The sequence below is a fragment of the Streptomyces sp. MUSC 14 genome (assembly GCF_001866675.1).
GTDB lineage: Bacteria > Actinomycetota > Actinomycetes > Streptomycetales > Streptomycetaceae > Streptomyces.
Genome location: NZ_MLYN01000007.1, coordinates 302,611 through 326,802, shown reverse-complemented (window position 1 = coordinate 326,802; position 24,192 = coordinate 302,611). Strand labels below are relative to the sequence as shown.

Annotated in this window: 19 protein-coding genes and 2 riboswitches; of the genes, 9 read left to right on the top strand and 10 right to left on the bottom strand. The window is 69.3% G+C overall.

Going from position 1 to position 24,192, the window contains the following annotated elements:
- Positions 1 to 8 precede the first annotated feature (8 nt).
- From BIV25_RS02780 to BIV25_RS02765, 3 genes are all read left to right on the top strand, one after another.
- A complete protein-coding gene (locus BIV25_RS02780; protein WP_071370633.1) occupies positions 9 to 803 on the top strand; it encodes an enoyl-CoA hydratase in 795 nt (264 codons plus the stop codon).
- Between the two features lie 967 nt (positions 804 to 1,770).
- Positions 1,771 to 1,918, top strand: a riboswitch (cobalamin riboswitch).
- 45 nt (positions 1,919 to 1,963) lie between these two features.
- Positions 1,964 to 2,179, top strand: a complete 216-nt coding sequence (locus BIV25_RS02770) for a CbtB-domain containing protein (protein WP_177235135.1) — start codon at positions 1,964 to 1,966, stop codon at positions 2,177 to 2,179.
- A gap of 31 nt (positions 2,180 to 2,210) precedes the next feature.
- Positions 2,211 to 3,083: a CbtA family protein gene (locus BIV25_RS02765; protein WP_071370459.1), complete on the top strand. Its 873-nt coding sequence runs from the start codon at positions 2,211 to 2,213 to the stop codon at positions 3,081 to 3,083.
- A 189-nt stretch (positions 3,084 to 3,272) separates the two neighbouring features.
- Here BIV25_RS02765 and BIV25_RS02760 read toward each other — a convergent pair whose 3' ends face one another.
- Together BIV25_RS02760 and BIV25_RS02755 are read right to left on the bottom strand one after the other, a co-directional pair.
- Positions 3,273 to 3,863, bottom strand: coding sequence for a histidine phosphatase family protein (locus tag BIV25_RS02760; protein WP_071370458.1), 591 nt, complete (start codon positions 3,861 to 3,863; stop codon positions 3,273 to 3,275).
- 42 nt (positions 3,864 to 3,905) lie between these two features.
- On the bottom strand, positions 3,906 to 5,366 hold the full coding sequence (locus BIV25_RS02755; RefSeq protein WP_071370631.1) for a short-chain fatty acyl-CoA regulator family protein: 1,461 nt from the start codon (positions 5,364 to 5,366) through the stop codon (positions 3,906 to 3,908).
- Between the two features lie 212 nt (positions 5,367 to 5,578).
- Between BIV25_RS02755 and BIV25_RS02750 the strand changes: the two genes are divergently transcribed.
- The 3 genes from BIV25_RS02750 to BIV25_RS02740 are packed head-to-tail and all read left to right on the top strand — an operon-like array spanning position 5,579 to position 9,150.
- Complete coding sequence (locus tag BIV25_RS02750; protein WP_071370457.1) at positions 5,579 to 7,087, top strand: MmgE/PrpD family protein; 1,509 nt, start codon at positions 5,579 to 5,581, stop codon at positions 7,085 to 7,087.
- Positions 7,088 to 7,089: 2 nt separating this feature from the next.
- Complete coding sequence (gene prpB, locus BIV25_RS02745) at positions 7,090 to 7,995, top strand: methylisocitrate lyase (protein WP_071370630.1); 906 nt, start codon at positions 7,090 to 7,092, stop codon at positions 7,993 to 7,995.
- 18 nt (positions 7,996 to 8,013) lie between these two features.
- A complete protein-coding gene (locus tag BIV25_RS02740; RefSeq protein WP_071370456.1) occupies positions 8,014 to 9,150 on the top strand; it encodes a bifunctional 2-methylcitrate synthase/citrate synthase in 1,137 nt (378 codons plus the stop codon).
- A gap of 87 nt (positions 9,151 to 9,237) precedes the next feature.
- Here BIV25_RS02740 and metE read toward each other — a convergent pair whose 3' ends face one another.
- From metE to aceA, 4 genes are all read right to left on the bottom strand, one after another.
- Positions 9,238 to 11,556 carry a 5-methyltetrahydropteroyltriglutamate--homocysteine S-methyltransferase gene (gene metE, locus BIV25_RS02735; protein ID WP_071370455.1) on the bottom strand — a complete coding sequence of 773 codons (2,319 nt, stop codon included), beginning with the start codon at positions 11,554 to 11,556 and terminating at the stop codon, positions 9,238 to 9,240.
- A 169-nt stretch (positions 11,557 to 11,725) separates the two neighbouring features.
- Positions 11,726 to 11,948, bottom strand: a riboswitch (cobalamin riboswitch).
- Positions 11,949 to 12,136: 188 nt separating this feature from the next.
- On the bottom strand, positions 12,137 to 13,006 hold the full coding sequence (locus BIV25_RS02730) for a 3-hydroxybutyryl-CoA dehydrogenase (RefSeq protein ID WP_071370454.1): 870 nt from the start codon (positions 13,004 to 13,006) through the stop codon (positions 12,137 to 12,139).
- Complete coding sequence (gene aceB, locus BIV25_RS02725; protein ID WP_071370453.1) at positions 13,003 to 14,601, bottom strand: malate synthase A; 1,599 nt, start codon at positions 14,599 to 14,601, stop codon at positions 13,003 to 13,005. The genes BIV25_RS02730 and aceB overlap by 4 nt, the downstream gene beginning before the upstream one ends.
- A 103-nt stretch (positions 14,602 to 14,704) precedes the next feature.
- Positions 14,705 to 15,988 (bottom strand): isocitrate lyase, encoded by a 1,284-nt coding sequence (gene aceA, locus BIV25_RS02720; protein ID WP_071370629.1) that lies wholly within the window; start codon positions 15,986 to 15,988, stop codon positions 14,705 to 14,707.
- Positions 15,989 to 16,370: 382 nt separating this feature from the next.
- On the opposite strand from aceA, the gene BIV25_RS02715 reads away from it, so the two are divergent.
- The 3 genes from BIV25_RS02715 (at position 16,371) to BIV25_RS46300 (ending at position 19,137) form a co-directional block, all read left to right on the top strand.
- Positions 16,371 to 17,795: a short-chain fatty acyl-CoA regulator family protein gene (locus BIV25_RS02715; RefSeq protein ID WP_071370452.1), complete on the top strand. Its 1,425-nt coding sequence runs from the start codon at positions 16,371 to 16,373 to the stop codon at positions 17,793 to 17,795.
- A gap of 452 nt (positions 17,796 to 18,247) precedes the next feature.
- The gene (locus BIV25_RS54190) at positions 18,248 to 18,577 is read left to right on the top strand and encodes a replication initiator (RefSeq protein ID WP_371272979.1); all 330 of its coding nucleotides are present in this window, start codon (positions 18,248 to 18,250) and stop codon (positions 18,575 to 18,577) included.
- Complete coding sequence (locus BIV25_RS46300; protein WP_371272982.1) at positions 18,499 to 19,137, top strand: replication initiator; 639 nt, start codon at positions 18,499 to 18,501, stop codon at positions 19,135 to 19,137. The genes BIV25_RS54190 and BIV25_RS46300 overlap by 79 nt, the downstream gene beginning before the upstream one ends.
- Positions 19,138 to 19,141: 4 nt before the next feature.
- Here BIV25_RS46300 and BIV25_RS02700 read toward each other — a convergent pair whose 3' ends face one another.
- The 4 genes from BIV25_RS02700 to BIV25_RS02685 form a co-directional block, all read right to left on the bottom strand.
- A complete protein-coding gene (locus BIV25_RS02700) occupies positions 19,142 to 20,122 on the bottom strand; it encodes an aldo/keto reductase (protein WP_071370450.1) in 981 nt (326 codons plus the stop codon).
- Positions 20,123 to 20,265: 143 nt separating this feature from the next.
- Positions 20,266 to 21,984, bottom strand: coding sequence for a chloramphenicol-biosynthetic FADH2-dependent halogenase CmlS (gene cmlS / locus BIV25_RS02695; protein WP_071370449.1), 1,719 nt, complete (start codon positions 21,982 to 21,984; stop codon positions 20,266 to 20,268).
- Positions 21,985 to 22,086: 102 nt separating this feature from the next.
- Positions 22,087 to 23,499: a class I adenylate-forming enzyme family protein gene (locus BIV25_RS02690; RefSeq protein WP_071370448.1), complete on the bottom strand. Its 1,413-nt coding sequence runs from the start codon at positions 23,497 to 23,499 to the stop codon at positions 22,087 to 22,089.
- On the bottom strand, positions 23,500 to 24,189 hold the full coding sequence (locus BIV25_RS02685) for an SDR family NAD(P)-dependent oxidoreductase (protein WP_256255535.1): 690 nt from the start codon (positions 24,187 to 24,189) through the stop codon (positions 23,500 to 23,502).
- Positions 24,190 to 24,192: the final 3 nt, after the last annotated feature.

The window sequence follows — 24,192 nt, the reverse complement described above, 5'->3', positions numbered from 1 at the left end:
AGCAGGCAGTGACCACCACGGAACCGGACATCGCGTACGAGACGATCCTCGTCGAGCGCAAGGGCCGTACCGCCCTGCTCACCCTCAACCGTCCCAAGGCCCTCAACGCGTTGAATCTCCAGATCATGAACGAGGTCGTGGCCGCCACCGAGGCCCTCGACCGGGACCCTGACTGCGGCTGCATCGTGATCACCGGGTCCGCGAAGGCGTTCGCGGCCGGTGCCGACATCAAGGAGATGCAGCCGCAGGACTACATGGACATGTACCTCGCCGACTGGTTCGCCGCTTGGGACCGGCTCGGACAGCTGCGCACGCCGACGGTGGCCGCTGTCGCCGGGTACGCCCTCGGTGGAGGCTGTGAGCTGGCCATGCTCTGCGACATCCTGCTCGCCGCTGACACGGCTGTCTTCGGCCAGCCCGAGATCAAGCTCGGGGTGATCCCGGGCATCGGCGGCTCGCAGCGCCTGACTCGCGCGGTCGGCAAGGCGAAGGCCATGGAACTGTGCCTGACCGGACGCACCATGGAAGCGACCGAGGCCGAGCGAGCCGGGCTGGTGTCCCGGGTGGTCCCCGCCGACGACCTGCTCGGCGAGGCCCTGGCCGTCGCCGAGACGGTCGCGGACATGTCGCTGCCGGTGGCGATGATGGCGAAGGAAGCGGTCGGCCGGGCCTTCGAGACCACCCTCACGGAAGGCGTCCGCTTCGAACGGCGCCTTTTCCACGCGGTGTTCGCGACGGCCGACCAGAAGGAGGGCATGGGCGCCTTCATCGACAAGCGACCGCCGGAATTCCGGCACCGCTGACAAAAGGGCGGCGAACCGTGTGCGCCCGGCGACGTCGGAGGAAGGCGCCGCCGGGCGGCACAGCTCTCGCTCACGCGGTGAATGGGCAGGGGCGGGAATGCGACGTGCGCGATGGACGCCGTTGCTCTGCCGGAGCTGCTGAGCTCTTCTTTTGCCGGGAAGCCGAGCGTGTGATTGCTCAGTACTCCGGGTTCCGGTGGCGACGCAATAGCGCCACCAACGCGCAGCGCAGGCAGTCCGTACCGGTCTCCCTCTCGGTGTCTGAACCGCGGGGGCAGGGCGCCGAACAGGCCGTAGCCTCAGTGTGTTGCTGCTCGCAGCACCGGTCTCCGGGTGCTGCGAGCAGGGTTTCCAGATCCTGGAGAAGCCGCTCGGTTCGTTTCGCCTCCTGGGCCAGCACACGGACGCGTGCGCTCTGTCCGCCGACCTGCCGTCGGCTGGCGACGAGCCGTTCGTACTCCTCCAAAGTGAGGGCGACTGCCTCGCGGCCCCCGAGAGTGATATGGCGCGGTGTGAGACGTCTGGCCACTGGATTCCTCCGCTCCTCGCCTAAGGGTTCGCGTTTCGCCGGCCAGATTCGCGGGCCATGCCTGTGATTCGATTCGCGTCGGTGTTCCGGAGAACGTGACAAGGGGCCCGATGATTCCGCGAGGGGCTGTGTTGTCCTGAAGGACTCACGTTGCGGCTGGAACTGAGCGCCTGGGCACGACTGCCGCAGGAGAGCGGATTCAGCGGTCACTCCGCCAACTCGGCACATAAGAGTACCAATCTACTTCATAGAGCTGCCCGGCGGTCGACGGAAATCATGGAGCGCCGTACCCGATTGGGCGCTCCCGGCGGACCCCAGGATGGCCGGTGCCGGCAACAGGTCGCGGGCCGGATGTTGCGGTTCGACCTGCCCAAAACGGGGGACTGAGGTTACGCAGGGCGGAGGGTGCCCAGAGCCACACGGTCTCGGCCGCTTGTCTGATTGACGGACCATCTCAAGTGTCCGTACGCTCCGGTTGTAATGATGGCCTAAGGAAGCTGGTGAAACTCCAGCACGGTCGCGCCACTGTGAACAGATCCTCCCCCGGGTGGATCTGAAGTCAGACCCTGGGCCGTCGCGACGCTCCATCGAACTGAGGGACGCACGATCCCCTGAAGGAGGGCTCACACCCATGAGCAGCATGTCCGCGCCCGCCGCGCTTCCCACCCCGGTCGTCCTGCCGGCCACGAAGGCTGTGTTCTGGCTGGTCGGCACCGCGCTGATCGCGCTGGCCATCTACTACTTCATCGGCGTCGACCAGGGCGCCTACTCCGTCTTCGGCAAGGACATGCACGTCCACGAGTTCGTGCACGACGCCCGCCACTTCCTCGGCTTCCCCTGCCACTGACGGGAGCAGGCACGGACACGGACATCTGAACATGGAAAAGAGACTCATCCTGCGCGGCGTCATCGCCGGCGCAGTCGCCGGGCTGCTCGCCTTCGTCTTCGCGCGGATTTTCGCCGAGCCCCAGATCGCCAAGGCCATCGACTATGAGAGCGGGCGCGACGCCGCACAGTCGGCCCTCGACAAGGCCGCCGGACTGACGCCGGAGGCAGCGGGACCGGACATCTTCAGCCGGACGATCCAGGCCAACGTCGGCATCGGCGTGGGCATGGTCTTCTTCGGCATCGCCATGGGTGCCCTGTTCGCCGTCGCCTACGCCGTGTGCCTCGGCCGGGTCGGCAAGCTGCGTCCCCGGAACCTCGCGATGCTGGTGGCTCTGGGCGGCTTCCTCGGCATGTACTTGGTGCCGTTCCTGAAGTACCCGGCCAACCCGCCGTCGATCGGCCACCCGGACACGATCAAGGACCGCGGCAACCTCTACCTGGCCATGGTCCTCTGCTCGGTACTCTTCCTGGTCGGTGCCGTCTGGCTGGGCAAGCGCCTCCAGGCGCGCTTCGGCAACTGGAACGCTACGCTCCTTGCCGCCGGTGGCTACGTCGTGGCGATCGGCATCGTGATGGCTCTACTGCCGCAACTGGGCGAGCTGTCCGCCAACGTGCAGGAGTACGGGCACCACGCCACCGAGACGCCCCTGCCTCTGAAGAACTCCAAGGGGACGATCGTCTTCCCGGGCTTCCCGGCGGACGTGCTGTTCTCCTTCCGCTTCTACTCCGTCGCCGCCCAGGCCCTGCTCTGGGGGGCCTTGGGTCTCGTCTTCGCCCCCATGGCCGAGCGCCTGCTCGACCCGGCGATGCGGGCCGCCGCGAAGCCCGCGCCCAAGCAGCCGGAGCCGGTCGGCGCGGCATGACGCACTGATGGACTGACGCGCCCGAGGGCCGAGCCGCCGAACGGCTCGGCCCTCGAAGCGTTCGTGCCTCCGTCATCCAGTGGCGCCGCCAAGCCCGGTGTTCCAGCGACCGTTCCGACGACTCTGTTCCGGCGGTACCCGGACGGCCGGTCGACGGACGACTCGTGCATGGCCGAGGTGGCGCAGTTCTCACTGCGCCGTCGGGGTCTCCGAAAGGGACAGGGGCCGTCCGAGCCTCAGGTTCCACCGCCCCGCCCGTCCGCTCAACTCCGTGGCGGTCAGCGGTGGTACGTCGAGCCGCCAGAATGCCGTCGCGGGCAGATCCAGCACATGGACGACTGCGGCCCGCACGACCTCCGGCTCGACCACGGCCACCGTACGGCCGTTCATGTCCTGGGCGGTGTCCAGCCAGTTCCCGACGCGTGCACACACATCTCGTACCGACTCCCCGCCGTGTGCGGCCCAGCCGGGGTCGCCGAGCCAGTAGCCGACCGCCTCGGGCTCGGCGGCCGCCACCTCGTCGAGGGTGCGGCCACGCCAGCGGCCCACGTCCAGGCCATTCAGCTCGGGCTTCTCCATGCCGGCGAGTCCGAGTGCCTCCGCGGTCTCCCGGCAGCGCACGCTCGGGGACATGACCACATGTGCCGGCACGGGCAGCGACCCGGCGGCCTCGCGGGCGCGGGCCGCTCCGGTGTCGTCGATCGAGTCGCCGTCGTAGAAGCGCGCCTGCCGAAGTGAGGGGCTCGTGGCGGGTGAGAGGAAGGTGACGCGGCTGGTCACGTGGCTGCTCCTGCCGTCCGTGTCTTCGGTGTCTTGGGGTCGTCATGAGGTCTGGCTCTCCACGGGATACGGCACGTACGTGCGCCGGTCCGGGTCGATGGCCAGCCGTCCGCCTGCGGGGGGCCGGGCCCGCTGGGCGCAGTCGCGGCGCTCACAGATCCGGCAGCCCAGGCCGATGGGGGTCGCTGCGCGTGGGTCGTCCAGGGCGATTCCCTCGGCGTAGACGAGGCGGTGGGCGTGGCGTAGTTCGCAGCCGAGCGCGACGGCGAACTCGGCGCGGGGAGCGTGGTGGCCGAATCCGCCGCGGAGGATCGTCCGCGCGACCCAGAAGTACCGCTTCCCGTCCGGCATCTCCGCCACCTGCGTCAGTATCCGGCCCGGCGCGGAGAACGCCTCGTACACCGTCCACAGCGGACACGTGCCGCCCATGCGGGAGAAGTGGAAGTCCGTGGCGGACTGGCGCTTGGAGATGTTGCCGGCCCGGTCCACGCGCAGGAACGAGAAGGGCACACCGCGGCTGCCGCTGCGCTGCAGGGTGCTCAGCCGGTGGCAGACCGTCTCGAAGCCGACACCGAAGCGGGCCGAGAGCAGCTCGATGTCGTACCGCACTTCCTCGGCCATGGAATGGAAGGCGGTGTACGGCATCAGCAGGGCGCCCGCGAAGTAGTTGGCGAGTCCGATGCGGGCCAGCGTGGACGACTCCGGTGAGGTCAGCTCCGTCGCGCTGCCGACCAGTCGATCGAGCAGCGGACCGTGTTCCAACAGTGCGAGCTGTGTGGCGAGTTGGAAGGAGCGCTGGCCGTCGCTGAGCCAGGGGGAGAGGAAGAGTAGACCGGTGTCCGGGTCGTAGCGCCGGGCGTCGGCGGAGCGGCCGGCGGCGGCCTGAACCACCCGGACTCCGTGCCGTTCGGTGAGGTGTGCGGTGAGCGGGTCGGCGGCGTGCCCCGGTCGCAGCTGAAGGGCTGCCGCGATGCGTTCGGCCTCGGTGTCCAGGGGGTCGAAGTGGTTGTGGTGGGCGTAGAAGTAGTCCCGCACCTCGTCGTGCGGCTCGGCGGGGAGCAGGTGGGAGCCGCCCCCGGAGGGTGTGCCCCCTGAGCGGGGTGCGGCGAGGGCGGCCGCCTGTTCTGCCGTGTCGCGATAGCGGCGGTGCAGGGCGATCAGGGCGTGGGCCACCTCCGGATGGTCGCGGGCGGCCTCCGCGACCTCTTCGGGAGCGGGCAGCGGCACCCCGCAAGCCTCGTCGGCCAGGGCGGCCCGCAGATCGGTGGCGAGGCGGTCCTCGGCGGCCTCGGAGAAGAAGTCGGCGTCGACCCCGAAGACCTCGGCGATGCGCAGCAGCACGGGTGCCGTCAGCGGGCGCTGGCTCTGCTCGATCTGGTTGGCGTAGCTGGTGGAGATGCCGAGCGCGCGGGCCATGTCGACCTGGTTCATGCCGTGCTCGCGGCGCAGCCTGCGCAGCTTGGCATGGGCGTAGACCCTGCGGTCGGCCGGTCGTCGGGACATGGCGTACGCCTCCTTGTCCGAGCCGGTGACCTGGAACATCAGGATCTCCGGCCTGGATTGTGAACATACCATCCGCAGATTTCGCAAAATTCGCAGATTCGCAGGACGGCGATGTACGGAATCCGCAGATTGGAACGGTGGCGCGAGGGGTCGTCGGCGGGAAACCTCGATCACAAGCCCCTGTCGGACCGCCGATCCCCATGAGGAGTCCTGTGATCCAGCACCATGTCCGCGTCCACCCCAGCACCGACCGGCTCCCGCGCGAGGACCAGCTCGCCTGGAAACTCGCCGCCGTGGCCACCGCCACCGAGGAACTGGAGACCGACAGCGCTGCCATGGCCGTCAACCGGGTGATCGACAACGCCTCGGTCGCCGTCGCCTCCCTGCTGCGCCGCCCGGTCGCGGTGGCCCGCGCGCAGGCTGTCGCCCACGGCGGATCCGCGCCTGGCGCCCCGGTGTTCGGTAGCCGCGCCCGGGTCTCCCCGGAGTGGGCCGCCTGGGCCAACGGCACGGCCGTGCGCGAGCTGGATTTCCACGACACCTACCTGGCTGCCGACTACTCCCACCCGGGCGACAACATCCCGCCCCTGTTGGCCGTCGCCCAGCACACCGGCCGTACCGGTGCCGACCTGTTGCGCGGCATCGTCGCCGCATACGAGATCCACGTGGCCCTGGTGAAGGGAATCTGCCTGCACGCGCACCGCATCGACCACGTGGCCCATTTGAGCGCGGCCACCGCCTGCGGCCTGGGCGCGCTGCTGCGGCTGCCGACGGAGACGGTCCACCAGGCGGTCCAGCAGGCCGTGCACACCACCACCGCCACCCGCCAGTCCCGCAAGGGCGAGATCTCCAGCTGGAAGGCGTACGCGCCCGCCTTCGCCGGCAAGGCCGCCATCGAGGCCGTCGACCGGGCCATGCGCGGCGAGACCTCCCCTTCGCCGGTCTACGAGGGTGAGGACGGCTTCCTGGCCTGGATGCTGGACGGCCCGGAGTCCGACTACACCGTGCTCCTCCCCGGTCCGGACGAGCCGCGACGCGCGATCCTCGACACGTACACGAAGGAGCACTCCGCCGAGTACCAGGCCCAGGCGGTCATCGACCTGGCCCGGCGCTTGCGTGAGAAGACCGGCCCATTGGAGAAGATCCGCTCCGTGGTCCTGCACACCAGCCACCACACCCACCACGTCATCGGCTCCGGGGCGAACGACCCCCAGAAGTACGACCCCACCGCCAGCCGCGAGACCCTCGACCACTCGGTGCCGTACATCTTCGCCGTCGCCCTTCAGGACGGCACCTGGCACCACGAGCGCTCCTACGCCCCCGAGCGCGCCGGCCGTCCGGAGACCGTCGAGCTGTGGCGGAAGATCACGACGGTCGAGGACCCGGAATGGACGCACCGGTACCACGAGCCGGACCCGGACCGGCGGGCCTTCGGTGGCCGGGCCGTGATCACGCTGGACGACGGTTCGGTGATCGAGGACGAACTCGCCGTCGCCGACGCCCACCCGGCCGGTGCCCGCCCCTTCGACCGCGCCGGATACGTCGGCAAGTTCCGCACGCTCGCCGAGGGCATCGTCACCGCGTCCGCGCAGGACGCGTTCTTGGACACGGCTGCCCGTCTCGCCGAGCTGACCGCCGACGGCCTGGACGGTCTGTTCCCGGCCGTCGACACCGACGCCGTCGCCGCGTACGACGCGAGCCTGCCGAAGGGGCTGTTCTGATGGTGCTGCATACACGGACCACACCCGCCGAGCGCCGCCGGACCTTCCGCGAACAACTGGACTCGGGCCGCCTGCTGCGCGTCCCGGGCGCGATCAACCCGCTCACCGCCCGCCTCGTCCAGGACACCGGCTTCGACGCGGTCTACCTGTCGGGTGCGGTGATCGCCGCGGATCTGGGTCTGCCCGACATCGGCCTGACCACGTCCACGGAGATCGCGGCCCGCGCCCAGCAGACGACCCGCGTCACCGACCTGCCCGTCCTCGTCGACGCCGACACCGGCTTCGGCGAGCCGATGAACGCGGCCCGCACCGTGCAACTGATGGAGGACGCCGGGCTCGCCGGACTGCATCTCGAGGACCAGGTCAACCCCAAACGCTGCGGCCACCTCGATGGCAAGTCGGTCGTGCCGACGGAGGAGATGGTCCGCCGGATCAGGGCCGCCGTGGACGCCCGCCGCGACCCCGACTTCCTGCTGATGGCCCGCACCGACGCCCGGTCGGTCGAGGGCCTGGATGCGGCACTCGAACGCGCCAGGGCGTACGTCGACGCCGGCGCCGACGCGATCTTCCCTGAAGCCCTCTCCGACGAGGCCGAGTTCGAGGCGTTCCGCTCGGCGGTCGACGTCCCGCTGCTCGCCAACATGACTGAGTTCGGCAAAAGCCGGCTCCTGGACACGCGCACCTTGGAGAACCTCGGGTACAACATCGCGCTGTACCCGGTCACCCTGCTGCGCATCGCCATGGGAGCCGTCGAGGACGGCCTGCGCACGCTGGCCGCCGAGGGCACCCAGGAGTCCCTGCTGCCCCGCATGCAGACCCGCTCCCGGCTGTACGAACTCCTCGGCTACGAGGAGTACTCGGCCTTCGACTCGGCCGTCTTCGATTTCACCCTCCCGCCCGGCGCTTGACACACCGGAGGCAGACACATGTCCACCACAGTGCCCGAGATCCACCGCGGTCTCACCGGTGTCGTCGTCGACACCACCGAGATCTCCACCGTTATCGAGGAAACCAACTCCCTCACCTACCGCGGCTACCCGGTCCAGGACCTCGCCGCACGGTATTCCTTCGAGGAGGTGGCGTACCTGCTGTGGCACGCCGAACTCCCCGACCGCGCACAGCTGCTGGAGTTCCGGACTCGCGAACGTGCCCTGCGCACCCTGGACCGCACCGCCTCCGAACTCCTCGCCCGGCTGCCCGAGACCTGCCACCCGATGGACGTCCTGCGCACGGCCGTCAGCTTCTTCGGCGCCGAGGACCCCACCGAGGACGACGGCTCGGTCGCCTCCCATCGCACCAAGTCGCTGACCCTGCTGGCCAAGCTGCCCACGGTGGTCGCGGCCGACATGCGCCGCCGGCGCGGGCTGGAGCCGATCCCGCCGAACCCGGACCTCGGATACGTGGAGAACTTCTTCCACATGTGCTTCGGCGCGGTGCCCGCACCGCACGTGGTCCGCTGCTTCGAGATCTCCCTCACGCTGTACGCCGAACACAGCTTCAACGCCTCGACGTTCACCGCCCGGGTCGTCACCTCCACCCTCTCCGACCTCTACAGTGCGGTCACCGCCGCCATCGGAGCCCTGAAGGGCCCGCTGCACGGCGGTGCCAACGAGGCCGTGATGCACATGCTGGAGGAGATCGGCGACCCGCGGCGTGCGGAGGAGTGGCTGGACCAGGCCCTTGCCGACAAACGGAAGATCATGGGCTTCGGCCACCGCGTCTACAAGCACGGGGACTCCCGTGTCCCGATCATGCAGGACGCCCTGGACCGTCTGGTGGCCCGGGCTGCCGACCCCGAGGCGACCCGCCTGGCCACACTCCATGCTGCCCTGCGGCGCGCCATGCTCCAACGCAAGGGCATCCACCCGAACCTGGACTACCCAGCCGGCCTCGCTTACCACCTGATGGGCTTCGACACCCCCGCCTTCACACCGATCTTCGTGATGAGCCGCATCACCGGCTGGACCGCCCACATCACCGAACAGCTCGCCCACAACGCGCTGATCCGGCCCCTCGCCTCCTACGCGGGACCGGACCAGCGGGTCGTTCCGACGGCCGAGTAGCGCTACGCGGGCGCCGGTGCGCTACGGCGGTAGTCGAGAGGCCGGGACGCTTGACGCGCCCCGGCCCTGGTGGGTGTTGCGGTCGGGTCAGGTGACGGGCAGTTCGCCGCGGACGGTCCGGGCCGCGGCCACCAGGTTTTCCAATGAGGCCCGGGTCTCGGGCCAGCCGCGGGTCTTCAGGCCGCAGTCGGGGTTGACCCACAGGCGTTCGGCGGGGATTGCCTTCAGTCCGGTGCGCAGCAGTTCGGCCGCCTCCTCGGCGCTCGGCACACGGGGGGAGTGGATGTCGTAGACACCGGGTCCGGCCTCACGCTGGTAGCTGTGGGCGGCCAGCTCCCGGGCGACCTGCATGTGGGAGCGGGCGGCCTCCAGGCTGATGACGTCGGCGTCGAGGTCGTCGATGGCCTGGACGATGTCGCCGAACTCGGCGTAGCACATGTGGGTGTGGACCTGAGTGTCCGGGCGCACCCCGCTGGTGGTGAGCCGGAAGGCGTCCGTCGCCCAGGCCAGGTAGCCAGGGCGGTCGGCAGCACGCAGCGGCAGGGTCTCGCGCAGCGCGGGCTCGTCCACCTGGATCACCGACGTGCCCGCCGCCTCCAGGTCGTCGACCTCGTCGCGCAGGGCCAGGGCGACCTGCCGCGCGGTGTCGCCGAGGGGCTGGTCGTCGCGGACGAAGGACCAGGCGAGCATCGTGACCGGGCCGGTGAGCATGCCCTTGACCGGGCGGGCGCTCAGCGACTGGGCGTACGACGTCCAGCGCACGGTCATCGGCTCGGGGCGGGAGATGTCGCCGGCCAGGATCGGCGGCCGGACGTAGCGGGTGCCGTACGACTGGACCCAGCCGTGCTGCGTGGCCAGGTAGCCGGTGAGCTGTTCGGCGAAGTACTGCACCATGTCGTTGCGTTCGGCCTCGCCGTGCACGAGGACATCCAGCCCGGCCTTCTCCTGGAAGGAGATGACCTCCTGGATCTCCGCCTTGATGCGCTTCTCGTACCCGGCGGTGTCGATGCGGCCTGCGCGCAGGTCGGCGCGGGCGGTGCGCAGTTCGGTCGTCTGCGGGAACGAGCCGATGGTCGTGGTCGGCAGCAGCGGCAGGCCGAGGTGGGCGCGCTGGGCCGCTGCGCGTTCGGCGTACGGCTGGGAGCGGCGCGCGTCGGCGTCCGTCACGGCCTGGGAGCGGGCTCGCACGACGGGGTCACGGGTGATGGGCGAGCCCGCTCGGGCGGCGAGGTCGGCCCGGTTGGCGGCGAGTTCGCCGGCGATGGTGTCGGTGCCCTGGGCCAGGCCCTTGGCGAGGGTGACGATCTCGGCGGTCTTCTGCTGGGCGAAGGCAAGCCAGCGCAGGATCTGCGGGTCGATGTCCCGCTCGGCGGCGGCGTCGAGCGGGACGTGCAGCAGGGAGCAGGAGGCGGCGACGTCGACGCGGTCGGCGAGCCCGAGGAGGGTGCCGAGGGTGGACAGTGACTTCTGCAGGTCGTTGATCCAGATGTTGCGGCCGTTGACGACACCGGCTACCAGGCGCTTGCCGGGCAGTCCACCGACGGCGGCGAGTGCCTCCAGGTTGGCGGACGCGGACTCGGTGAAGTCCAGCGCCAGCCCGTCCACGGGGGCCTTGGCCAGGACCGGCAGGGCGTCGCCGAGCCGGTCGAAGTAGGAGGCGACGAGCAGCTTGGGCCGGTCGGTGAGGGCGCCGAGGTCGCGGTAGGCGCGCGCGGCGGCGTTCAGCTCGGCCGGGGTGCGGTCCTGCACGAGGGCGGGTTCGTCGAGCTGGACCCACTCGGCGCCGGCCGCGCGCAGGTCGGCGAGGACCTCGGCGTATACGGGCAGCAGCCGGTCCAGCAGAGTCAGCGGCTCGAAGTCGGCGGGTACACCGGGGGCGGGCTTGGCGAGCAGGAGGTAGGTGACGGGTCCGACCAGCACGGGCCGGGCGGTGAGGCCCTGGGCGAGGGCTTCCTTCAGCTCGGCGACCTGCTTGGCGGAGTCGGCCGTGAAGACGGTGTCGGGGCCCAGTTCGGGGACCAGGTAGTGGTAGTTGGTGTCGAACCACTTGGTCATCTCCAGCGGGGCGACGTCCTGGGTGCCCCGTGCCATGGCGAAGTAGCCGTCCAGGGCGTCGGCCTCGACGGCTGCGCGGTGGCGTGCGGGGATCGCGCCCACCATGACGGTCGTGTCGAGGACGTGGTCGTAGTACGAGAAGTCGCCGGTCGGCACTTCGTGGATGCCGGCGTCGGCGAGCTGCAGCCAGTTCGTGCGACGCAGTTCGGCGGCGGTGTCCCGGAGGGCGTCAGCGGTGACGCGGCCCTTCCAGTAGCCCTCGATCGCCTTCTTCAGTTCCCGGTGCCGACCCTGGCGGGGGTAGCCGTACACGGTGGCCCGTGCTGCCGCGGCTGCGGACTTCGCTGTCACGGAGATCTCCTTCGCGAGACGAATCCCTGAGATCCCGGGGACGGGACGAGAGCGCGAAGGGGTGACGCACCGGACGGCGACGACCCCGCGCGGCAAAGGCACGGTCGATTCCGTCTGGTGTGTACGCCGACCCGCCCTCGAGGTCACCGGGATGTCCGCGCACGGAACGATCCGCACGCGGGCAGTTGGCAGGTCTTCGGACTTACGGGCCCGCCCTCCTTGCCGGAGGACACCTAATGGCCGTCGCTTCCCAGGTCCGGTACGTCGGACCCAGTGCGTATGACGGCGGTCGTTCCCGCTCACCGCTGCGGGGCAGTCCCGGATTCCCACCGGGTTCCCTCTTACGACACCCCGCCTGGCGGACGGGGCGAACCAGCTGCTGCGGTCAGCCTACGGGGTGGCGCCGCGAAAGGAAGAACACCGTCCAGAATCCGGAAGGTGAGGAAGAGCGTGTCGAATGAGGCACAACGAGGGGCGGGAAGCGCCGCACTCGCGCTTCCCGCCCCTTTCCCTGTCACGCCGCGCGGGACCCTCACCCCTGCGGCGGTGCGGGCCCCTCAGCCCGCGTCGGACCAGGCCCTCAGTCCTGGTCGTAGGTGTGGAACCCCCGACCGGTCTTGCGGCCCAGCAGTCCCGCCTCCACCATCCGCGCCAGGAGCGGTGGCGGGGCGTAGAGGGGTTCGCGGAACTCGTCGTAGAGGGACTCCGCGATGGAGGCGACGGTGTCGAGGCCGATCAGGTCGGCGAGCCTCAGCGGACCCATCGGGTGGGCGCAGCCCAGCTCCATGCCCGCGTCGATGTCGGCGGCCGTGGCGAACCCGGACTCCGCCATCCGCACGGCGGAGAGCAGGTAGGGGATGAGCAGGGCGTTGACGACGAAGCCGGCCCGGTCCCGGGAGTGGATCACCGTCTTGCCGAGCGTGCCCGTCGCGAAGTCCCCGACCGCGGCGACCGTCTCCGGTGACGTGTGCAGGGAGGTCACCACCTCCACCAGGGGTAGCACGGGCACGGGGTTGAAGAAGTGCAGCCCCACGACCCGGTCCGCGCGGCCGGTTGCCATGCCCAGACGCATGATCGGAAGGGAGGAGGTGTTGGTCGCCAGGACGGCCTGCGGGTCCTCGACGATCTTGTCGAGCGCCGCGAACACCTCGGTCTTGGCATCGGTGTTCTCCAGGACCGCCTCGACGACCAGTTGCCGGTCGGCCAGGTCGTCGAGACTGCCGGTGAAGACCAGGCGGGCGAGCGCGTCCCCGGCGTCGGCCTCCGCCAGCTTCCCGCGCCGCACCGCGCGTTCGAGCGACGCCGCCACCCGCTGCTGCGCGGCGCGAGCAGTGAGCGCGTCCACCTCGCACACCACGGTGTCCAGGCCGGCTCGCGCACACACCTCGGCGATCCCGGCGCCCATCTGCCCTCCGCCGACCACACCGACCCGTCGGATGTTCCCGCTCATATCTCGGCCCCCGTCTGCCGCACGAGGTGGCGGGTGTACGCGTCCGGGGTGAAGAACAGCGGCAACTCGCCGGACATCGCCGTCCGTTCGAAGAGGGCGCGGATGTCGTCCACCGGTGCCCACGGGTACTCGGCGCCCAACGCCGCCACTTCGTCGTCCAGCAGCGCGAGGACCTTCTCCCGGTCGATCACCCGGTGGCGCAGCCACTGCCAGATCTGCACGCGGGCGATCTCGGCGGTGGCGGCGTCCTCCATGAGGCCGTAGAGGGCGACCGCGCCCTGTCCGCGCAGCCAGGCGGCGAAGTAGCGCAGTGCCACGGCGATGTTGGTGCGGACCCCCTCGGGAGTCGGCGGCCCGCTGATGCGGCGCACCGACAGCAGCTGCCGCGCTGTCACGTCCACGTCGTCGCGGGTGCGGTCCTGCTGGTGCGGCCGGTCGCCGAGGACGGCGTCGAACACCTGGCGGCAGACGGGCACGAGTGCGGGGTGGGCGACCCAGGAGCCGTCGAAGCCGTCCTCCGCCTCCCGTTCCTTGTCCAGCCGGACTTTGGCGAGCGCGGCCTCGTTGGCGGCGGGGTCCTTGCCGGGGACGTGGGCGGCCATGCCGCCGATGGCGTGGGCGCCCCGCTTGTGGCAGGTGCGGACGAGGAGTTCGGTGTAGGCGCGCATGAAAGGCGCGGTCATCGTGACCTGCGCGCGGTCCGGCAGCAGGAAGTCGGTGCGGTGGCCGAAGGTCTTGATGACACTGAACAGGTAGTCCCAGCGACCCGCGTTCAAGCCCGCGCTGTGCTCGCGCAGTTCGTAGAGAATCTCCTCCATCTCGAACGCGGCGGTGATCGTCTCGATGAGAACGGTGGCGCGGACGGTGCCGCGGGGGATGCCGAGCAGGTCCTGGGCGAGGACGAAGATGTCGTTCCAGAGCCTGGCCTCGTACCGGTTCTCCAGCTTGGGCAGGTAGAAGTACGGGCCGTACCCGGCGTCGATCTGCCGCTGGGCGCAGTGGAAGAAGTACAGGCCGAAGTCGACCAGTGCGGCGGGCACGGGCCGGCCGTCGTACTCCAGGTGTTCCTCGTCCAGGTGCCAGCCGCGCGGACGGACCATGATCGTGGCGAGCTTGTCCCCTTCCGCGAGCCGGTACTCCTTGCCCTGCCCGGTGGTGAAGTCGATGCGCCTTTCGATGGCATCGAGCAGGCTGAGCTGTCCGCCGATGACGTTGTCCCAGGTGGGTGCGGTGGCGTCCTCGAAGTCGGCCATCCACACCTTGGCGCCGGAGTTCAGTGCGTTGACGGTCATACGGCGGTCGGGCGGGCCGGTGATCTCGACGCGGCGATCGGTCAGCCCGGGCGCGGGCGGTGCGACGCGCCAGGTCGGGTCGGCCCGGACGGCGCAGGTGACCATCGGGAAGTCGAGCGGGGAGCCCGATGCCAGCCGCAGTACCTGCCTGCGGCGTTCCTTCAGCAGTTCCCGGCGGCGGTCCCCGAACGCGGCGGCCAGTCGGCCCACGAATTCCAGGGCGGCGGGGGTGACGATCTCTCCGTGCCGGTGACCTTCGGCGGCGAGGACACGGACATGGTGCGGCGGGGCGATGGTGGACATCGGGTTCTCCTGAGGGAAGGGGAGAGGAGGGGGACGGGGACGTTCGTCTGCCCTCCGCTCGGCCAAGAGGGCGGCCAGGGCGTGGCGCCCGGTCAGGCACGGCCTAGTGGAACTGCTCCTCCTCCGTGGAGCCGGCCAGGGCGGTGGTGGAGGAGGCGGGGTTGACGGCGGTGGAGACCAGGTCGAAGTAACCGGTGCCGACCTCGCGCTGGTGCTTCACGGCGGTGAAGCCGTGCGCCTGCGCGGCGAACTCCCGCTCCTGGAGGTCGACATAGGCGGTCATGCCGTGCTCGGCGTAGCCGCGGGCGAGGTCGAACATGCCGTGGTTGAGGGAGTGGAACCCGGCCAGGGTGATGAACTGGAACTTGTAGCCCATCGCGCCCAGCTCCCGCTGGAACTTGGCGATCTGGTCGTCGTCCAGCGCCGCCTTCCAGTTGAAGGAGGGCGAGCAGTTGTAGGCCAGCATCTGGTCCGGGTAGCGGGCGTGGATGGCCTCGGCGAACTCGCGGGCCTGGGCGAGGTCGGGCGTACCCGTCTCGACCCAGATCAGGTCGGCGTATGGGGCGTAAGCCAGGCCGCGTGCGATCACCGGGGCCATGCCGGCCCGGACCCGGTAGAAGCCCTCGGTGGTGCGCTCGCCGGTGACGAACTCGGCGTCGCGCTCGTCCACGTCGGTGGTGAGCAGGTTGGCGGCGAGCGCGTCGGTGCGGGCGATGATCACCGTGGGCACGTCGGCGATGTCGGCCGCGAGGCGTGCCGCGTTCAGGGTGCGGATGTGCTGCGAGGTCGGCACCAGGACCTTGCCCCCGAGGTGGCCGCACTTCTTCTCCGAGGCGAGCTGGTCCTCGTAGTGGATACCGGCCGCACCGGCCGCGATCATCGCCTTGGTCAGCTCGAAGGCGTTTAGCGGACCTCCGAACCCGGCCTCCGCGTCCGCGACGATCGGCGCGAGCCAGTCTGTGGCGTCCCCGGCGTCCTCGGCGGTGGCGATCTGGTCGGCGCGCAGCAGCGCGTTGTTGATCCGACGGACCACCTGGGGAACGGAGTTGGCGGGGTACAGGCTCTGGTCGGGGTAGGTGTGACCGGCCTGGTTGGCGTCGGCAGCGACCTGCCAGCCGGACAGATAGATGGCTTGCAGACCCGCTTTGACCTGCTGGACAGCCTGGCCGCCGGTGAGCGCACCGAGGGCGTGGATGTAGTCCTGCGCGTGCAGTTGGCGCCAGAACCGCTCGGCGCCACGCCGGGCCAGGGTGTGCTCCTCACGGACGCTGCCCGAGAGCCGGACCACGTCCTCGGCGCCGTAGGTGCGCTCGATGCCCTGCCAACGCGGGTCGGTGGCCCAGCGCCGCGCGAGCTTCTCGGCCGCCTGCGTCCTCGCCTCTGCCATGACTGTCACCGTCTCCTCGGTCTGTTGCATCTGCCAATTCCGAGCCGCTCCGAAGCTGGATGGCACTGCGTGTCTATTGATGGGATGCGGCCCGCCGTCACTCTGGACGGGTGATGGTGAGCAATGCTGCCGGTGCAGTCACCGTCCTTGCCGGGATCTCCGACGTCAGGGCAGTGAATCGCGCCCCGGTTCCGGGCGGTGCCTGCCGGGTCCGGCGGGCCGCACTGGAACTTTGGCACTGGCACGGAGTGCCATCAAGTGTGGCTGCTTGCCAAGTTCTGCAAATCTTCTCGGCGCCTTTTGCCAATCTTGCGAAGCCGGGGAGAGATGAACATTCCCGTACGCTGGCCCGGGTCGGGCCCCTGGGACGGAGGAGTGGCCGGTGAGCAAGACGTACGCGGGAGCGCGGCTTCGGCGGCTACGGGAGGACCGCCGGATGAGCCAGGCCGACCTGGCCCGACTGCTGGGCATCTCACCGAGCTATCTGAACCAGATGGAGCACGACTCCCGTCCGCTCACCGTGCCCGTGCTGCTACGGCTGACGGAGGCGTTCGGGGTCGACCCGGGCTTCTTCTCCGAGCGGGACGCGACCCGTCTGGTGGCGGACCTGCGCGAGGCGCTGGCCGGAGACATCGCGGGAGCCCGTGTCTCCGCCTCCGACCTGGCTGACCTGGCGTCCCGCCTGCCCGGGGTCGCCCAGGTCCTGATCGACCTCGGCCGCCGCAACCAGCAGCTGTCGGAGCGCCTGGCCGGGGCGGCGGACGGTCGCGACGGCGACCGCGAGAGCGTGTCCTCACCTCACGAGGAGATCCGGGACTTCTTCTACCGCCGCCAGAACTACCTGCACGACACCGACCTCGCCGCCGAGCGACTGGCCGAGGAGATCGGTATACGGCCGGGCGAGGTCATAGGTGCTCTCACCGCGAGACTTGCCGACGTGCACGGCATCCACCTGGCCGCCGAGCCCGGCGACCGACTGCACCACTACGACGGGAGAAGCCGCACCCTCCACCTGTCCCCGCGACTGCGCCCCGGCCAGCGAGCCTTCCGCATGGCAACCCAACTGGCCCTGCTGGAACACGGCGAGGACCTCGACCGGCTGGCAGCGGAGGACTTCCCGCCCGGCTCTACGGCCCATGCCCTGGCCCGGATCGGCATCGCCAACTACTTCGCGTCCGCCTTGATCCTGCCGTACGGCGCCTTCCATGCGGCGGCTGAGGAGGCGCGATACGACATCGAGCGCCTGACCGACCGTTACGGGCTCGGCTACGAGACCGTCTGCCACCGCCTGAGCACCCTCCAGCGCCCTCGGCTGCGCGGGGTCCCCTTCTCCTTCGTGCGGGTCGACCGAGCCGGCAACATGTCCAAGCGCCAGTCCGCGACCGGGTTCCACTTCTCCCGCGCCGGAGGCACCTGCCCGCTGTGGAACATCTACGAAGCATTCGCCGCCCCCGGACGCATCCACGTCCAGATCGCCGAAATGCCCGACAGCCAACGCTACTTGTGGACGGCCCGAGCCGTCACTCGGCACCGCGGCGGCTGGGGCGAACCCGGCAAGACCTACGCCATCGGCCTCGGCTGCGAGATCCGCCACGCCTCCCGGCTCGTCTACTCCGACGGCCTGGACCTCGACAACGCCTCCGCCGCCACCCCCATCGGCATGGGCTGCCACGTCTGCGAACGCCTCGACTGCTCCCAGCGGGCCGCGCCCCCGCTCGGCCGCTCGCTGCTCATCGACCAGAACAGCAGCACGTTTGTGCCGTATCCGGTAGAAGACGGCGAGGGGACCGCACAATCCAGGGCATGAGATGTGGTCTCTGCCTGGAAGCACCACTGATGGGCAGCAAGGGCCGGCTTCCCCTCGAGGGTTCGAGCATCGTACGCATGATGTCATGGTGCTGAGTGGCGCTGTGGGTGGCCCGCGGGATCGCGCCACGTCGTACGGGCGGTGGAATCCGTATGTCGGCCGACACACGGCGTCCGATCGAGCGGGATCGAGGCGGATGCAGTCAGATGGAAAGGGATGGTTATGTCCGTTCCTCTGGCATCGTCGCAGGTGAGAAGCATCACCGGAATAGGTTCGAGTCCCACCCGCCCCACCACAGCAGAAACGTCGTGACCTGCGCGGACACTGCCACAGTGTTGGCCAGGTCGCGGCGTTCGCCGCGCGGACGCCGCACCGACCCGCCGTAAGCTCTTTCGGATGGCTCACATCAGGGCCGACAAGCGCCTTGGCGGTGACCCCTCCTGCACCGTGATGTGGGCGAGCCGGCGGCTCTCGAACGGGCAGCGCTCGGCGGAGACCTGATCACCGCCGGACTGCGGGACGGCAAGGGCACCCCCGAACACGTCGTCGCCCACCCCCGCGTGTTCGCCTTCACCGCGCCCGGCTTCGGCCCCGTCCACAACCGCCCGTCGTCCGGAACGCCCACGCAGGCCTCGTCCGGCGGCGCTTCTCCCTCCACCCGCGCCGCGAGGTCGCCGCGTGCGGGGGGGTCTCACAACGGTGTCTGCGCGACGACGCCCGCGTGTCCTTCGCCGAGGTCGCCGAGTACCAAAAGCGCGGTGCCGTCCACTTCCACGCCGTGATCCGCATCGACGGCCCCGGCGGCGGAGACACCCCGCCCCCGGCCTGGGTCACCGCCGAACTGCTCACCGGCGCCATCACCGCTGCCGCAGCCAAGGTCCGGGTCGACGGCCCCACCCACGTCTTCACGTTCGGCCGCCAACTCGACGTCCGCACCATCCGATCCGCCGACTTCAACGACGGCCAAGAGCTGACCTGGCGGGCCGCAGTGGCGTACATCGCAAGTACGCTACCAAGGGCGCCGGGACAGCCACGGGAGCTCTCGACCGCTCGCCTGAAGCTCGCCGCCGCACTCGCCCGGCTCGACATCAGCGATCACACCCGCCGACCCGTCCGAACCGCCTGGACCCTCGGCGCACGCGAGCGCAAGAGTCGCGCCAACGGCGAGGTCACCCTCTATCAGGGCGGCTACTTCACACCGTCCACCCCGGCACAACCGCCAGGACCCTGCCCGGCGAGATCAAGATCCGCCCCGCACGTCACGCTGGAAGAACGCCACCGTGGTCGGTGCCGGCGCCTTCACCGTCACCAGACCCGGCGCACATCATCGACCCCGGAGTGAACTGTCAGTCGCGGTCCATCATCCGCATCTGTTCCTCCGTGTGGTGCTCTCCCGCAGCAGGCGGGAGGGCGTCGAGCCGCGCGAACTGCTCGGGGTTCAGCCGGACATCGGCGGCCGCAGTGTTCTCCTCGACGCGGGTGACCCGTCGGGTGCCGGGGATGGGGACGACGTCGTCTCCCCGGGCGAGCAGCCAGGCGAGGGCGATCTGCGCCGGGGTGGCGCCGGCCTCCGCGGCGACGGCCTCGATCTCATCGGCAATGTGCAGGTTCCGCGGGAAGTTCTCCCCGGCGAAGCGGGGATTGTCCGCCCGTAGGTCGGTGGCGTCGAAGTGCCCGGTCGAGCGGACGGTGCCCGTGAGGAAGCCATGGCCGAGTGGCGCGTACGCCACGAATCCGATGCCCAGTTCTCGCAGGACCGGCAGCACAGCCTTCTCGGGGTCACGGGTCCACACGGAGTACTCGGACTGCAGCGCGGTGATCGGGTGGACGGCATGGGCGCGGCGGATCGTGGCGGGGCCTGCCTCGGAGAGGCCGACGTGGCGGATCTTGCCTTCGGCGACAAGCGTGGCGAGGGCACCGACGGTGTCCTCGATGGGGGTGTGCGGGTCGACGCGGTGCTGGTAGCAGAGATCGATGTGGTCGGTCCCGAGCCGGCGTAGCGAACCCTCCACGGCAGTGCGGATGTTCCCCGGGCTGCTGTCCAACTGCCCCGGACCGCCGCCCGCGTGGGAGACGAGTCCGAATTTCGTGGCGAGCACCACCTGGTCGCGGCGGCCCTTGATCGCCCGGCCGACGAGCCGTTCGTTGGTGTACGGCCCATAGATCTCGGCGGTGTCGAGGAACGTCGCACCGAGTTCGAAGGCCCGGTGCATGGCACGGACGGACTCCCCGTCGTCCGCTCCCGAGCCCGTATAGCCGAAGGACATGCCCATGGCCCCCAGACCGATCCGGGAGACTTCCAGGTCCCGCAGTTTTGTGTATCTCATCGGGCCGCCTCCCTCGGGGCGCAGGTGAGTGGGAAGGCCGCCGGGCCATGTCCCGTTCGCGCCCCGGGGGGCGGACGGGACGGTGGCCCGGCGACGGTCGTCGCTGTGTCACGCGGCCGGCCGGACCTGTTCGGCGGTGACGGTCACACCTCGTACTCGACGCCGACGCCGCCGAAGTGGAGCCGTCCCTGTACGACGACCTTGTCGCCGTTCTCGTCGTAGCCGGTGAGGAGGCCCGTCTCCATCAGCCGCAGGACGATCTGGGTGCTCATCTCCGGCCTGCCGACGGTGCCGAGGCGCTTGACGAGCATTTTGTAGCCGAACTCCTCCTCGGCGAGATCCTGGAAGATCTGCCGGGTCTCGTCGTCCATCGGGTACTGGGCCATGTCGAGACCGTCCTCGTTGGCCAGGACCTCCCGTTGCTCCAGCCGGAAGCCGATCGGTTCGACCCGGTAGTGCGGCTTGAGGACCGCCTTGCCGCCGGTCCAGCGGAAGCGGCTGATGCTGTTCAGCCGTTTGGTGAGGTCGCTGATCCAGCGCACCCGCGCCGCATTGAGTTCCGCCTCGCTGAACTCGTCGCTGAGCCCGGGACGCTGGTGCCGGCCGATGGAGATCATGGTGGACGCCCGGTCGCGGAACGATGCCACGGTCCCTCCGGGAGCCTCCGTGTCGTTGCTCACCAGGTTCTCGAACCACTGCTTTCGGCTCAGCCGTTCGTCGTCGGACTCGGTGATCCGCCGCTTCCTCCAGAACTCGGAGTCGGGCTCGGTGAAGGAGGCGAAGGTGTAGAAGGAGGCGAGGAACTGGTGGTACTGCTCGTAGGCATCGCGGTACGTCCGGTTGTACCAGGCGTGCACCGCGTCCCGCTCGTCCCCGTGCTGGGTGATGCGGTCGATGGCTGCGGCAGCGGACACGGCCGACTGTGAGGCCAGGTGCACACCCTGTGAGAACAGCGGATCGGTGAAGCAGGCGGCGTCACCGCAGAGGAAGAAGCGGTCGGCGGAGAACACCTCGGTGTCGTACGACCAGTCGTGCACGATACGAACCTCGTCGACCTGCTTCGCGCCGCCGAGGATGTCCATCGCCTGGACGCACTTCGCGAGGGTGGTCCGGTAGAACTCGTCGGCGCCCCGCTCCCGGACCTCGGCGGCCTTGGAGCGGTCCACGACCAGTCCGACGCTGTACAGGTCGTCCTTCACCGGGATCATCCAGACCCAGCCGTCTTCGAACGTGATCGAGTACGTGGTGCCCTTCAGGTCTCCCTGGAAGGGGTCCTTCAGCCGGAAGTACGACCAGACCGCGAAGTTCCGGTAGAACTCGTCGTATCGGCGCACGCCCAGCTTGCGGGCGAGCGGGCCGCCAGACCCACCCGCGTCGATGACGAAGTCACTCTCGACTGTCACCGCGTCCCCATTGTCCTGACGGACCGTCAGGACCACGCGGTCGGGGTGAGACAGGTCCACGTCGGTGACGGGGGATTCCTGATGGACGGCTATCCCGCGGCTGCGGGCCTCGTCGAGCAGGAGCTCGTCGAACTCCTCGCGCTTCACCTGGACGGCGTGGTCGAAGACCCAGGGCGTGACCTTGGGGGCCGCGAACGAGAAGGTCCAGGGGGCTTGGTCCTGGCCCCAGAGAAAGGTCGCCGAGGGCTTCTTCACGTAGTTCTGCGCGTCGATCCTCTCCTGGAGGCCGAGGCGGTTGAGGATCGACATCGTCCCGGGGAGCAGGGACTCGCCGATCCGGTAGCGGGGGAAGCGGGACCGTTCGTAGATCGTGACGTCATGGCCGAGTTTGTGCAGGGTGAGGCCCGCGACACTGCCGGCCGGCCCTCCGCCGATGATCGCCACCTTCGATCGTGCCATCACATTCTCCTTGGGACGGGAACAGGCTGATGCGACTCCGCGCCGGTGCGGTCACGGAGCGCGGAAGGGAGGAAGACCGGGGGTCGCGAGGGAGGGGGATCCTCACTCCGTGTCGCCGCCCGGCCGGGACCGCACCTTCTTCAGGCGATCCGACACCGCGATCGTTTCGACCACGTTGATCTTCGAGGGCATCTTGAACGGTTCGACCTTGTCGGCCAGGAACTCCGCCACGTGCGTGCGAAGGGTCGCGCGGGTGAGCTCGCCCCTCGGCTTGATGTCCACGCACACGGACTGGCCGGTGATGGCGTTCGGCTTCCCGTACACGACGCAGTCCTCGACGAGGGGACTGGTCAGCAGGACGGACTCGAGTTCGAGCGGGAGGAGTTTCTCGCCGCCGACGTTGATGACCTCCTTGGCGCGGCCCTTGATCCGGAGGTATCCGTCTGCGCCCTCCTCGACCAGGTCCCCGGTCCTGAACCAGCCGTCCCCGGTCAGCGAGTCGTCGTCGTAGTTCAGATAGCCGAGGAACTGGGTCCGGCTTCTGAGCTGGAGTTCACCGTCGACGACCCGGTACTCCACGCTGCCGTCGGCGATCCTGAAGTACGTACTGCTCGACGACTCGCTCGTGGTGCCGGCGATACCGGTCTCGCTCGTCCCGAAGGTCTGGAGCAGCCGCACCCCCGAAAAGGTTCTGTTGACCCGCTGCAGCAGTTGCTCGGACATCGGCTCGGTGCCGTACGTGATCAGGCGCAGACTGCTGAGGTCGTACGTGCGGTGATAGTCGCCCACCATGATCAGGTTGAGGAAGGTCGGGCTCGTGGGCAGGACGAGGATCCGGTGGCGTTCGATCAGCGCGCAGATCTCGTCGGGGGTGCGATTGCGGGGGAGTACCGCAGTGCCGCCGACAAGGAGAGTGCTGAGCAGCGAGTTGATGCCACCGATGTGATCGAACATCAGCACCATGAGGATGTTGAGGGCGTTCGGCCGACGGCGGGGCCGCTTCTCCAGCTTCTCGCCGACGAGGGCGTCGAGACTGTGGAGGATGACCTTCGGCGCACCGGTGCTGCCGCTGCTGAGCAGGACGAGCCCGGCGGCGTCCGCGTTGCCGAGCCGGCCGTGCACGACTGTGGTGCCGGTGTCCGTGCCTGCGCCGGGCCCGGCATCTCCGTCCTGTCGCCCGAGAGCCTGGATCTCGATTCCCGCATCGGTCGCCCTGACCAGATGGCCCGGCCGGCAGTGCTCGACAAGAGTGTCGAGCGTGTTGTCGGTGAGGGTCACCACTGGCACGACCACGTTCCTGTCGAGGAAGAGCGCGAACAGCGCCGCCACCGAGTCCAGCGAGTAGTCGCCGTGCACGATCACGGTTTCGCGCGGCGCCACACCATGGCGCGACAGCTGTTCCCGCGTGTCGCGGATACGGCCCAGGAGGTCCGCGTAGGTGACGACGGTTCCCCGGTCGAAGAGCGCCGTCCGTGTGCCGAAGTCCTCGAACCTCCGCACCAGTTCGTCGCGCATTCAGTGCACACCCCCAAGGAAGAGCGTCTCGCCCGTGATGAACCCCGACTGTCTGCCGATGAGGAACTCGACCGGACCGATGATGTCGGCCGTCGTGCACTGGCGAGATATCGCCTGACGTGTGATCAGTTCGTCGATCTTCGGTCGGGGAACGGTTCTCGTCAGTACGGTGTGAACCGGCGGAAGTCCGATTCCGTTGACCCTGATGTCAAATGCGGCCAGTTCCTTGCTCATCACGCGGACGAGTTGTTCGACGGCGCCCTTGCTGGCTGAATAGGCAAGTTGTCCTTCGAGCGCCCACGGCACCGCGACTGTGGAGACGTTCAGGATCGCGGAACTCGGCTCCGTCGTCTTGCGCAGTAATTTGACCGCTTCCCGGCAACAGTTCAGCACGGCGAAGAAGTTGATGTCGAAGATCTTTCGGGAAACCTCGTCCGGCGTTGTCATGAAGTGGTTCATCGACGACGTGCCGGCATTGTTGACCAAAGCGTCGAGCTTTCCGTAGTCCTGCCGGACGCTCCGGAACATCTTTTTCGTCTGGCCCAGGTCCGCGAGATCCACCTGATGGTGCCGGTAGCGCGGATGGTCGATGCCCGCAGGTCTCCTGCTGCACCCGATGACGTCATGGCCGGTCTCCAGGAAGTGCTCCGCGAGGGCCTTGCCGATCCCGGTCCGAGTGCCAGTGATCATGAG